The organism is Pseudonocardia sp., assembly GCF_050246655.1.
Lineage (GTDB): Bacteria > Actinomycetota > Actinomycetes > Mycobacteriales > Pseudonocardiaceae > Pseudonocardia.
The window spans coordinates 27,831-39,876 of sequence record NZ_JBFWVQ010000006.1; the positions used below are offsets into that span (position 1 = coordinate 27,831).

The window sequence follows — 12,046 nt, forward strand, 5'->3', positions numbered from 1 at the left end:
GCGCCCGACCGGCCTCGGACGGCCGCGCTGCCCGGCCGCCGCCCGCTCGGCCGCCGCCCGCCGCGCCGCGGGCCCAGCCGCCGCCCGCCCGGCCGCCGCGCGGCCGGCAACCGCTCCCGGCTCCGCGACCTCGCAACGTCTCGATGCACCGCGCAGCGCTCCGGATGGCTGCGGAGTGGCGGTTGACGCTGCGAGGTGGTGCGGCGACGTGGCGAGGTGGCTGCGAGGCGGCGCGGCTCACTCCAGCAGCGGCTCGCCCTCGAACAGGCCGAGCTGCTCGGCGTAGAACTCGATGCCCACTCCGTTCGGGTCGCGGATGTAGAGGCTGTTGTCGATGCCGCGGTCCGGGCCGATGTAGGGGATGCCCGCCTCGTCCAGGCGCTTCCGGGCGTTCGCGAACTCCTCGTCGGAGGTGGACAGCGCGAGGTGCTGCACCCCGCCGATCGTCTCGCTGAACTCCGGGTGGTCGTGGCCCGGGAAGTCGAAGAAGCCGAGGAGGTTGCCGTTGCCGATGTCGAAGAAGAAGTGGCTGGACCCCGCGTAGTCGCGGTTCTCCACGAGCTCGACGAGCGGGAACCCGAGCGTCTCCTGGTAGAAGCGGATGGTCTCCTCGACGTCGCGGCAGATCAGGGCGAGGTGGTGCACCCCCCGCACGGTGGTCCGCGGCCGCTTCGACGGCGACCGCAGGTACTTCTCCTTCAGTGACGCGCGCCGGGCCCGGACGGCCTCGAGCTCGGCTCCCTGCGGCTGTGGCATGGCGGTCCCTTCTCGCGGTGAGTCCGGCCCCCACCTTGGCACGGCCGGGGCCTACGGTCACCGGAATGCAGCGCCACGCCTCCGGATCGCCCTTCGAGGCGACGATCGGGTTCTCCCGCGCCGTCCGCATCGGCAGCCGGATCCTCGTCTCCGGCACCGCCCCCGTCTGGCCGGACGGCTCGTGCCCTGACGACGTCACGGAGCAGGCCCGCCGCTGCTTCGCGATCGTCGCGGAGGCGCTCGCGGCACTGGGGACCGAGCTGCGCGACGTCGTCCGCACGCGGATGTTCCTCACCGACCGTGCCGACGCCGACGCGGTCGGCGCCGTGCACGGCGAGCTGTTCGCCGAGGTACGGCCCGCCGCGACGATGGTGGTGGTCGTCGGGCTGCTCGACCCGCGCTGGAAGGTGGAGGTCGAGGTGGAGGCCGAGGTCACCCGGCCCTGAGCAGCGCCGGGCACTCCGAACGGGGGACGCCGGATCGCGAGCTGCGGCCGGTGTGAGGGTCTGTTAACGGGGGTCGTACGCGGCAGAAACAGGGGCGATGAAACCTCGAACGGGTGACCGCGACACACTGCCCGTACTGCTCGCTGCAGTGCGGCATGACGGTGTCGCCGGACGGTGAGGTCGCGGGCCGGGACTTCCCGACCAACCGTGGCGGGCTGTGCCTGAAAGGCGCATCCGCCGCCGAGCTGCTGGCGCACCCGCAGCGGCTCACCACGCCGCTCGTCCGCCACCGCGGCACGCTGCGACCCGCGTCCTGGGCCGAGGCACTGGACCGGATCGCCGCCGCGATCCGCTCCGCCCAGCTCCGGTACGGCCACGACGCCGTCGGCTGCTTCGGCGGGGGCGGGCTCACCAACGAGAAGGCCTACCAGCTGGGGAAGTTCGCCCGGGTGGCGCTGCGGACCTCGGCGATCGACTACAACGGCCGCTTCTGCATGTCCTCGGCCGCCGCGGCGGGCACGCGCGCGTTCGGGATCGACCGGGGGCTCCCGTTCCCGATGGCGGACATCCCGCTGGCCGACGTCGTGGTGCTGGTGGGCGCCAACCCGGCCGACACGATGCCGCCCGCGATGCGGTTCTTCGAGGAGGGACGGGCGCGGGGCGCGCGGCACGTCGTCGTCGATCCGCGGCGCAGCGCCACCGCCGAGCTCGCGCACCGCCACCTGCAGCCGGTGCCGAACACGGACCTCTCGCTGGCCGCGGGGATGCTGCACGTCGCAATCCGGGAGGGCCTCGTCGACGAGGTGTACGTCGCCGAGCGCACCACCAGCTTCGACGCGGTCCGCCGCGCGGTGCGGGAGTACTGGCCGGACAGGGTCGAGCGGACGACCGGCGTTCCCGTCGCGGACATGGTCGCCACCGTCCGGGAGCTGGCGGGCGCCCGTACCGCGATGATCCTCACCGCGCGCGGCGCCGAGCAGCACGCCGACGGCACCGACACCGCCCAGGCCTGGATCAACCTGGCCCTCGCCCTCGGGCTGCCCGGCAGCCGCCCCGGCTCGGGCTGGGGCACGCTCACCGGGCAGGGCAACGGCCAGGGCGGGCGCGAGCACGGCCAGAAGGCCGACCAGCTCCCGGGCTACCGCAGGCTGGCCGACGCGGCCGCGCGCGCCCACGTCGCCGCGGTCTGGGGGGTCGACCCCGACGAGCTGCCCGGCCCCGGCCCGTCGGCCTACGAACTGCTGGACCGGCTCGGGACGGACGGCGGCGTGCGGGTGCTGCTGCTCGCCGCGTCCAACCCGGTGGTGTCCGCGCCGAACGCCGGGCACGTCACGGCGCGCCTGGACGCGCTGGACTTCCTCGCGGTCAGCGACTTCTTCCTCTCCGAGACCGCACGGCGCGCCGACGTCGTCCTGCCGACGACGATGTGGGCCGAGGAGGAGGGCACGCTCACCAACCTGGAGGGGCGCGTGCTGCTGCGCCGCCGCGCCCTCGCGCCGCCGGAGGGCGTGCGCAGCGACCTGGAGATCTGGCACGCGCTCGCGCAGCGCCTCGGGCGCGGGGAGCTGTTCCCGACCGACCCGTGGCAGGTCCAGGACGAGCTGCGCCGGGCGTCGGCCGGCGGTCCGGCGGACTACGGGGGCATCACCCGCGAGCGGCTCGCCGCGGGCGAGGAGCTGTTCTGGCCCTGTCCGGACACCGAACACCCGGGTACCCCGCGGATGTTCACCGAGCGCTTCGCCACCCCCGACGGCCGCGCCCGCTTCGTCGCCGTCCGGCCGCGGCCGGCGCGGGAACGCCCGGACGCGCGGTACCCCTACCTGCTGACGACGGGTCGCAGCCGCACCCCCTACCAGTCGGGCACCCAGACGCGCCGCACCCCGTCCCTGCACGGTGCGGAGCCGGACGCCCGGGTCGAGCTGCACCCGGAGCTGGCCCGGGAGCTGGGTATCTCCGACGGCGCGCCGGTGCTGCTGCGGTCGGTGCGCGGCGAGACGCGGGTGCGTGCCCGCCTCACGCCCGCCATCCGGTCCGACACCGTGTTCGTCCCGTTCCACTGGGCGGGCGTGAACGACCTGGTCAGCGACGCCCTGGACCCCATCTCCCGCATGCCCGAGTTCAAGACCTGCGCCGTGTCCGTCGGACCCGAACCCGCCCACCACCACCTCGGAGGACAGATGCACAGCACGCACCGGTTCCTGCAGGGCATCTACGAGTTCACCGGTACCGGAGCCACCAAGCCCGCGCTGCTGCACCCGGACCTGCGCTACACGGTCCCCGCGGGCGTGACGTCGCAGCCGCTGTACTTCCGCGGCGGCAACTCCACCGACGAGCTCGTCACGGTGGTCCTCCTGCGCGACGGCGTCCCGATGCGCTACTTCCCGATCGGGGCGAAGGCCGACAGCCACGTCTCGCTGCGCGTGGTCGAGGACCTCGACGACGGCACGACCCTGGAGCTGCACCTCGCCGCGCCGGACGGGCTCACCGGCACGGTGGTCGTGGACCTCGGCCTGGTGGAGGTCTGATGGCCCTGGACCTGGTCGTCGTCGGCAACGGGATGGCAGGCGCCCGCGCGGTGGAGGAGATCATCGCCCGCGGCGGCAGCGAGCGCTTCCGCATCACGGTGTTCGGCGACGAGCCGTACGGCAACTACAACCGGATCATGCTGAGCCACGTCCTCGCAGGTGAAGGGGACGAGGACGGACTCGGGGAGATCTACCTCAACCCGCTGGACTGGTACGCCGACAACGGCATCACCCTGCACGCAGGTGTGCGGGTCGTGCGCATCGACCGCTTCGCCCGCAAGGTCTTCGCCGACGACGGCACGGTCGCCCCGTACGACAAGCTGATCATCGCCACCGGGAGCCGCACGTTCTTCCCGCCGATGGACGGCATGTGGGTCGACGACCGCACCCTCACCCCGGGCGTGTTCGGCTTCCGCACCCTCGACGACACCACGGCGATGCTCGACTGGGCCGTCGACGCAGCGCCCGAGCGCCGCCGCGCCGTCGTCATCGGCGGCGGGCTGCTCGGTCTGGAGGCCGCGTACGGGCTGCAGCAGCGGGGCGTGGAGTGCCACGTCGTCCAGTCCGGGCCGGTGCTCATGAACCAGCAGCTCGACGACGAGGCGGGCGCGATCCTGCGCCGCGTCGTCGAGCGCCTGGGGATCGGGGTGCACACCGGCAGGCGGACGACCGCGATCCGCAGCGCCGGGCACGTCACCGGCGTGGTGTTCGGCGACGGCTCGTCGCTGGACGCGGACATGGTCGTCGTCACCGCGGGCATCCGGCCCAACGTCGGCCTGGCGATGATCTCCGGGCTCACGGTGGAGCGCGCCATCGTCACCGACGACCAGATGCGCTCGGTCGACGACTTGGACGTCTACGCCGTCGGTGAGTGCGCCCAGCACCGCGGCGAGACCTACGGGCTGGTGGCGCCGCTGTGGGAGCAGGCCCTCGTGCTCGCCGACCACATCACCGGCGCCGACCCCAAGGCCGCCTACCACGGCTCCAAGACCGCGACGAAGCTGAAGGTCGCGGGCGTGGACGTCGCGGCGATGGGGGTCAAGCGTCCCGAGCGCGACGACGACGAGTTCGTCCGGTTCTCCGAGCCGCGCCGCGGCGTCTACAAGTCCGTGGTGATCCGCGAGGGGCGGCTGGTCGGCGCCACCCTCCTGGGCGACGTCGGCAAGGTCGCGTTCCTCACCCAGAGCTTCGACCGCGGCCTGCCGCTGCCCGAGGAGCGCGTCGAGCTGCTCTTCGAGCTGGGTGCGCCCCCGGCGGAGCAGAGCGTCGCGGAGATGGACGACTCGGTGCAGGTCTGCAACTGCAACGGCGTCTCCAAGGGCGACCTGGTGGCCTGCGTGAAGGCGGGCACCCACAGCGTCGGCGGGGTGATGGCCGCGACGCGCGCTGGGAAGGGCTGCGGGTCGTGCAAGGCGTTGGTGGCGGACGTCGTCGAGTGGGCTGCCGGTGGGGACGTGGAGATCGACGAGTCCGCGGGCTGGTACGTCCCCGCGATCCCGATGGACAAGCCCGCGCTGGTGGCGGCGATCCGCGCGCAGGGGCTCCGGTCGGTGTCGGCGGTGTTCGCCGCGCTCGCCCCGGACGGCGAGGACGCGGGCTCCAAGATGGCGCTCACGTCGCTCCTGCGCACGATCTGGCCGGGCGAGTACGTCGACGAGCGCGACGCCCGCTTCATCAACGACCGCGTGCACGCCAACATCCAGCGCGACGGCACGTTCTCCGTCGTGCCGCAGATCGCGGGCGGGGTGACCTCGGTCGAGCAGCTGCGGCGCATCGCGGACGTCGCGGAGAAGTACGACGTCCCGATGGTGAAGATCACCGGTGGGCAGCGGATCGACCTGCTCGGCGTCCGCAAGGAGGACCTGCCCGGTGTCTGGGCCGACCTGGACATGCCCTCGGGGTACGCCTACGGCAAGTCGTTCCGCACGGTGAAGACGTGCGTGGGCACGGACTTCTGCCGCTTCGGCCTCGGCGACTCCACCGGCCTCGGTGTCGCGATCGAGAAGCGCTACCAGGGCCTGGAGGGCCCGGCGAAGCTGAAGCTCGCGGTCGCGGGCTGCCCGCGCAACTGCTCCGAGGCGATGGTCAAGGACGTGGGGCTCGTCGCGGTCGGTGACGGGCGGTGGGAGGTCTACATCGGTGGCGCGGCGGGGGCGTCCGTGCGCAAGGGCGACGTGCTCGCGACCGTCACGGGCCAGGACGAGGCGATCCGGCTCGTCGGGCGCTTCATCCAGTACTACCGCGAGAACGGGCGCTGGCTGGAACGCACCTACGACTTCGTCCCGCGCATCGGGCTCGACGAGCTGAAGGCGATCCTCGTGGAGGACCGCGACGGCGTCGCCGCCGACCTGGACGCGCGCATGCAGGACTGCGTGGACGCCTACGTCGACCCGTGGCTGGAGGGCCGCGAGCCCGTGACGCCGGGGCAGTTCGCGGGCGCGTTGCCGCTGGTCCCGCTGCCGCGCGTGCCGGTGCGCGGGGTGGGGGCGTGAGCGCGCGGCGCCGCCCGTCCCCGGCCGCAGTGGGGTGGCTTCACTCCGGCTCAACCGGCGTAAAGCCACCCCACTGCACCCGCGGCGGCCGGGCGGGCGCGAAGGACTCCCGGTGAGCGCGCCGGAGGTGACGGCGCACCGGCTGGGCCCCGCGGCGGCCGTCCCGGTGGGGGAGGGGCGCGCCTTCGCCGTCGGCGACGAGCAGGTGGCCGTCTTCCGGCTCCGCGACGGGTCGCTGCACGCGCTCTCCGCCGCGTGCCCGCACGCGGGCGGCCCGCTCGCCGACGGCACCGTCGACGCGACGAAGGTGGTGTGCCCCCTGCACCAGCACGCCTTCGCCCTCGCCGACGGCGCGTGCCTCACCGCAGGTCCCGACGCCCGGGCGTACCCGGTGCGCGTGGAGGGCGGCGAGATCGTCGTGGAGACCTGACGGGGGACGCGGTCAGGTGCGGTGGTGGCTCTCCTGCACCTCGTACACCGGCGTCGGGATCGCCTCCTGGCGCGCCTTCAGCTGCAGCGCCAGGTACAGCGAGTAGTGGCGCGACTGGTGCAGGTTGCCGCCGTGCAACCAGAGGTTCTCCTGGTTGGTCGGCTTCCACATGTTGCGCTGCTCGCCCTCCCACGGACCGGGGTCCTTGGGGGTGTCCGAGCCGAGGCCCCACACCCGGCCGACCCTGGCCGCGACGTCCTCGCCGCACAGCTCCTCGACCCAGCCGACCATGTTCCCGTAGCCGGTGGCGAAGACGACGACGTCCGCCTCGAGCTCGGTGCCGTCCTCGAGCTTCACACCCTTCTCCGTGAGCTCGGCGACCTGGCCCTGGACGAGCTTCACCTCGCCGTTCGCGACCAGGTCCGCCGCGCCGACGTCGATGTAGTAGCCGGAGCCGCGGCGCAGGTACTTCATGAACAGCCCCGAGCCGTCCGCGCCCCAGTCGTGGCGGAAGCCGGACGCCTCCAGGCGCTCGTAGAAGTCGGCGTCGCGCTCCTTCATCTGCTCGTACAGCGGGATCTGGAACTCGTGGAGGATCCGGTACGGCAACGACGCGAAGATCATGTCGGCGTGCCAGGTGGTGACGCCGTTCCGGATGGCCTGTTCGGAGTAGAGGGCGCCCAGGCCGATGTCCATCAGCGTGTTCGACTTGACGATGTGCGTGGACGAGCGCTGCACCATCGTCACCGACTCCGCGCCCGCCTCCCACAGCGCACCGCAGATGTCGAACGCCGAGTTGTTCGACCCGACGACGACGGCCTTCCTGCCGGCGTAGGCGTCGGGGCCCGGGAACTGCGAGCTGTGGAACCACTCGCCGCCGAAGGCGTCCTTGCCGGGGATGTCGGGGATGTTCGGGCGGCCGGACATGCCGGTGGCCAGCACGAGCTGCGTCGGCCGCAGGGTGATCTCCTCGCCGTCGCGGTCCAGGACGACCGTCCAGCGCTCCCCGTCGAACGTCGCGGACCGGCAGGTGGTGGAGGACCAGTAGTTGACCTCCATCACCCGGGTGTACATCTCCAGCCAGTCGCCGATCTTGTCCTTCGGCGAGAACACCGGCCAGTTGCGCGGGAACGGCAGGTAGGGCAGGTGGTCGTACCAGATCGGGTCGTGCAGGCACAGCGTCTTGTAGCGCTTTCGCCACTGATCGCCGGGCCGCTGGTGGCGGTCGACCACGATGTGTGAGACGCCGAGCTGGCGCAGCCGCGCGCCGAGCGCGATGCCGCCCTGCCCGCCGCCGACGATCAGCACGTACGGCTGCTCGGTGCGGCCGAGCTCGGCCGCCTCCACCTCCTTGCGCTCCTTCCACGTGACGCGGTCGCGGAAGGCGCCGTGCTCGGTGCCGTGCGGGCGCCGCTCGTCCAGGTTCTCCTCGTGGCCCTTCAGCTCCTCGAGGGCCGTGAGGAACGTCCACGCCTTGAGCGCCCCGTCCTCCTCGGTGAGCCGGACGAGGCCCTTGCCGCGGCCGACGCCGGTCTCGAACGCGAACCAGCCGGTGACGACGCCGTCCGCCTCGGTGGGCTCGGCGGTGAAGGTGAAGCCGGACGGGTCGGTGCTCTCCAGCGTGGCGTGCAGCAGGTCGGCGACACCGTCGGGGTTCTCGACGGTCTTGATGTTCCACGTGAACGCGATGAGGTCGCGCCAGAAGCTCTGCGCAGCGAACATCCCGGCTGCGCGGTCCACGTCCCGCGCGGCGAGCGCGTTCTCGAAGTCCGCCAGCCACGCGTCCGCCCGGCGGGCGGGTGTCGAGGTGTCGGGGCGTTCCAGGGTCTGACTCACGGCGGGGACCTCCTGCGACGGTGCGGTTTCCTGTGACAGGCAACACCGCGCAGAACCGGTCGGGCACCGGTTGCATCAGGGTTGCATCGGTAGCCGTCGCGCCTCAGAGCCAGCGCGGCGCCCCCGGCACGCTCCCGTTCGACGAGGCCACGTCCCCGCCCGTGCTGCGCCCGGTCAGCCAACCGGCGAGCGCTCCAGCGGGCCCGTCGAGGACGGCGACCGGTTCGCCCCGCCCCAACCGCCAGCGGCCGTCCGGCGAGCGCAGCAGCATCGAAGGGCAGCCCTCCCGCGCGCTCATCACGGCGGTGATGTCGTCGAGCAGCACCTCGGCCATCCCGTCGGGCAGCCGCAGCGGTGTCTCGTGATCGGTCCCGAGGCTCGCGTCGATGTCGTGGGCGTGCAGCCACACCTCCCGGGTCCGCATCCACGGCACCTCCGCCGCCGGGATCGTGCGGCCCTGGGCGCTGCGCACCGACGCCGTCCACTCGGTGTCGGAGAGCTCGGCGAGGGCGGCGGCCAGGTCGGCGGCGGTGGACACCAGCTCGGCGCGCAACCACGCGATCGGTCGGGCGGCGGACTCCTCGATGCCGCGATCGCGCTCCTCGGCGTCGGCGTACATGGGCGTCTCCACACCGGTGCGGGCCCACGCGGCGAGCCGGCCGAGCGCCTCGGCGTTGCGGGCCAGGTGGCCGACGACGTGCGCGCGGGTCCAGCCGGGCAGCGCGCTGGGTGCGCGCAGCGCGTCGTCGTCGAGCCCGTCCACGACGGCCTCCACATGCGCCTGGCCCGCGTGCATCCAGGCCAGCGTCGTCGTGGTCTCGTGGCGGGTGCTCACCGCCCTCCCCTCGCTTCCGTGCCTCGGCACTCGGGCCGGGACGGGTCGGATCCGGGCGCGTCGCGTCGTCCTCGCCTGGCGGCTCGCCCGGCGCTCATGCGCCCTCCTCCTCGGCGCTGGATGGGTCGGATCCGGGCGCGTCGCGTCGTCCTCGCCTGGGCGGCTCGCCCGGCGCTCATGCGCCCTCCTCCTCGGCAACCCTGCGCGCCACGTCCTCCCGCAGTGCCTTCTTGTCGATCTTCCCGACCGCGGTCGTGACCATCTCGTCCACCACGATCAGGCGCTCCGGGAGCTTGAACTTGGCGACGGGGCCCATGCCGGCGCGGATCTCGTCCAGCGTCACCGTCGCCCCGTCGCGCGGCACGACGAAGACGGCGACGCGCTCCCCGAGATCGGGATCGGGCATCGCCACCGCGGCGACCTCCAGCACGCCCGGCACCTGGTAGACGAGGTTCTCCACCTCCTCGGCGGAGATCTTGTCCCCGCCCCGGTTGATCATGTCCTTGTCCCGGCCCTCGACGATCAGGTAGCCCTCGGACGTGCGGCGGCACACGTCACCGGAGCGGTACCAGCCGTCCTTCGTGAACGACTTACGGTTCTGCTCGGGCGCCCGGTAGTAGCCGCGCGGGGTGTACGGGCCGCGGGTGAGCAACACGCCGAGCTGGCCCTCCCGGACCGGGTGCTCGTAGGAGTTCACCAGCTTCACCTCGTCGCCGGGCGACAGCGGGCGGCCCTGGGTGGTGCAGACGATCTCGTCCGGATCGTCGAGGCGGGTGAAGTTGAGCAGGCCCTCGGCCATGCCGAACACCTGCTGCAGCTGCGCCCCCAGCACCGGCCTGATCTTGCGGGCCAGCTCGTCGGCCAGCCGGGCCCCCCCGACCTGCAGGACCTGCAACGGCCCGTCCGGTCCGCCGGGCGGCCCGTGGACCGCCGCGTGCTCGAGCCAGCGGGCGGCCACCGCCGGCACGGTCGAGGTGAGCGTGACCCCCTCCGCCGCGATCGTCGCGAACGCCTTCTCCGGCTGCAGCGTGCCCAGCATGACCACCCGCCCGCCGCGGATCAGCGTGCCGAGGACGCCGGGGGAGGCGAGCGGGAAGCTGTGGCCGACCGGGAGCTGCACCAGGTAGACGGTGTCCGCGTCGATCCCGGAGACGTCTGCGCTGGCCTTGGCGTTGTAGGCGTAGTCGTCGTGGGTGCGCGGGATGAGCTTCGGCAGGCCGGTCGTGCCGCCCGACAGCAGGAACAGGGCCACGTCGCGCCCGCCGGGCGGGGTGGCGTCCCAGCGGGCCCGCTCCGCCGCGGCGTCCTGCGGCGGAGCACACAGGGTGCGCAGGCACTCGCTGCCCGGAGCGATCTCGTCGCCCGCACAGAGCACGAACGACGGCCCGTCGATCTCGTGGGCCATGCTCTGGTGGTCGAAACCCCGTAGCCGGTCCGGCACCGCGACCGCGACCGCCTCCGAGTGCTGGGCGAGGTAGGACACCTCCGTCCGCCGGTGCCCCGGAAGGGCCATCACCGGCACGATCCCGGCGCGCAGGCACGCCGCCGTGAGCGCGACGAACTCCCAGCGGTTGGGCAGCTGCACCACGATCCGGTCGCCGGCGCCGATGCCCAGATCGGCCAGCCGGGACGCCGCGGCGTCCGCCCGCGCCATCAGCTCGCCGTAGGTGAGGCGCACGTCGCCGTCGACCACGGCCACCGCGTCCGGGGCCCGGTCCGCCGCCTCCTGCAGCAGCGTGCCCAGCGGCACGCCCTCCCAGTAGCCGGCGGCGATGTAGCGCTGCACGAACTCGTCCGGCCACGGGACGAGCCCATCCGTGATGGGGGCGGCCACGTCAGTGCTTCTCGGCCACGCAGACGTTGCGGCACTCGCCGAGGCCCTCGATGGCCGTGACGACCTCCTGGCCCTCGGCGAGGAACAGCGGCGGCGTGCGGCCCGCACCGACCCCGCCCGGCGTACCGGTGAAGATCAGGTCGCCCGGGGCGAGCGTGACGATCGCGGAGATGTACTCGACGAGGCGGACCGGGTCGAACACCAGCTCGGAGGTGCGCGAATCCTGGCGGACGTCGCCGTCCACCGTGCACGAGATCCGCCCGGGCTCGACCTCGGTGACCAGCCACGGACCGACGGGCGTGCACGCCTCGAACATCTTGCCCTGCAGCCACTGCAGCGTGCGGTTCTGGTAGTCCCGTGCGCTGACGTCGTTGCCCACCGCGTAGCCCGCGATCGCCGCGGCGGCGTCCGGGCCGGTGGCGTGGCGCACCTCCGCGCCGATCACCACGACGAGCTCGGCCTCCCAGTCGACCTTCTCCGACCCGGCCGGCAGCACGATCGGGTCGCGCGCGCCCGTGAGCGTGCGCGCGAACTTGGCGAACAGAGTCGGGTACTCGGGCAGCTCGCGACCCATCTCGCGGATGTGGTCGCGGTAGTTCAGCCCGACGCAGATCACCTTCTCCGGCGACGGCACCAGCGGGGCGTAGTCGAGGTCCGCCAGCGGCAGGACGGCCCCCGACGCAGCGGCGGCCGCCTCCCGCCAGTCCGGCTGCTCCAGCACGGCGCGGACGTCGGTGCGGCCGAGATCGACGGCCCCTTCGTCGTCCACCCGGACGGCGCGCAGGCCGCTGTCGGTGCGGACGGTCGCGAGCTTCATCGAGGGACCTCTCGTCGTGACGGTGCGTGTGGGCAGGGGCCCGCCGCACCGTAGCGCGCGGACCGGGTTCCCGCC

The 12,046-nt window shown here is 73.2% G+C and carries 8 protein-coding genes and 1 pseudogene; 4 read left to right on the forward strand and 5 right to left on the reverse strand.

Annotated features, from left to right (window positions below; genetic code table 11):
- Window positions 1-237 precede the first annotated feature (237 nt).
- Window positions 238-756, reverse strand: coding sequence for a VOC family protein (locus tag AB7J25_RS03575; RefSeq protein ID WP_428504946.1), 519 nt, complete (start codon window positions 754-756; stop codon window positions 238-240).
- Window positions 757-821: 65 nt separating this feature from the next.
- Between AB7J25_RS03575 and AB7J25_RS03580 the strand changes: the two genes are divergently transcribed.
- From AB7J25_RS03580 to AB7J25_RS03595, 4 genes and pseudogenes are all read left to right on the forward strand, one after another.
- Entirely contained in the window at window positions 822-1,202 is a 381-nt protein-coding gene (locus AB7J25_RS03580; RefSeq protein ID WP_428504948.1) for a RidA family protein, read from the forward strand.
- Window positions 1,203-1,315: 113 nt separating this feature from the next.
- Window positions 1,316-3,343, forward strand: a pseudogene (locus tag AB7J25_RS03585) (molybdopterin oxidoreductase family protein); the annotation flags it as partial.
- Window positions 3,344-3,726: 383 nt separating this feature from the next.
- The gene (gene nirB, locus AB7J25_RS03590) at window positions 3,727-6,219 is read left to right on the forward strand and encodes a nitrite reductase large subunit NirB (RefSeq protein WP_428504950.1); all 2,493 of its coding nucleotides are present in this window, start codon (window positions 3,727-3,729) and stop codon (window positions 6,217-6,219) included.
- A gap of 112 nt (window positions 6,220-6,331) precedes the next feature.
- Window positions 6,332-6,649 carry a Rieske (2Fe-2S) protein gene (locus AB7J25_RS03595; protein WP_428504952.1) on the forward strand — a complete coding sequence of 106 codons (318 nt, stop codon included), beginning with the start codon at window positions 6,332-6,334 and terminating at the stop codon, window positions 6,647-6,649.
- Window positions 6,650-6,661: 12 nt separating this feature from the next.
- Here AB7J25_RS03595 and AB7J25_RS03600 read toward each other — a convergent pair whose 3' ends face one another.
- From AB7J25_RS03600 to AB7J25_RS03615, 4 genes are all read right to left on the reverse strand, one after another.
- Window positions 6,662-8,485, reverse strand: a complete 1,824-nt coding sequence (locus tag AB7J25_RS03600) for a flavin-containing monooxygenase (RefSeq protein ID WP_428504954.1) — start codon at window positions 8,483-8,485, stop codon at window positions 6,662-6,664.
- 103 nt (window positions 8,486-8,588) lie between these two features.
- Window positions 8,589-9,320: a maleylpyruvate isomerase family mycothiol-dependent enzyme gene (locus AB7J25_RS03605; protein ID WP_428504956.1), complete on the reverse strand. Its 732-nt coding sequence runs from the start codon at window positions 9,318-9,320 to the stop codon at window positions 8,589-8,591.
- Window positions 9,321-9,495: 175 nt separating this feature from the next.
- Window positions 9,496-11,154 carry a (2,3-dihydroxybenzoyl)adenylate synthase gene (locus AB7J25_RS03610; protein ID WP_428504958.1) on the reverse strand — a complete coding sequence of 553 codons (1,659 nt, stop codon included), beginning with the start codon at window positions 11,152-11,154 and terminating at the stop codon, window positions 9,496-9,498.
- Window position 11,155: 1 nt separating this feature from the next.
- The gene (locus AB7J25_RS03615; protein ID WP_428504960.1) at window positions 11,156-11,971 is read right to left on the reverse strand and encodes a fumarylacetoacetate hydrolase family protein; all 816 of its coding nucleotides are present in this window, start codon (window positions 11,969-11,971) and stop codon (window positions 11,156-11,158) included.
- Window positions 11,972-12,046 lie beyond the last annotated feature (75 nt).

Coding starts and splice junctions, on each gene's coding strand:
- AB7J25_RS03575 (WP_428504946.1), bottom strand. CDS start 756: ATGCCACAGCCGCAGGGAGCCGAGCTCGAGGCCGTCCGGGCCCGGCGC.
- AB7J25_RS03580 (WP_428504948.1), top strand. CDS start 822: ATGCAGCGCCACGCCTCCGGATCGCCCTTCGAGGCGACGATCGGGTTC.
- nirB (WP_428504950.1), top strand. CDS start 3,727: ATGGCCCTGGACCTGGTCGTCGTCGGCAACGGGATGGCAGGCGCCCGC.
- AB7J25_RS03615 (WP_428504960.1), bottom strand. CDS start 11,971: ATGAAGCTCGCGACCGTCCGCACCGACAGCGGCCTGCGCGCCGTCCGG.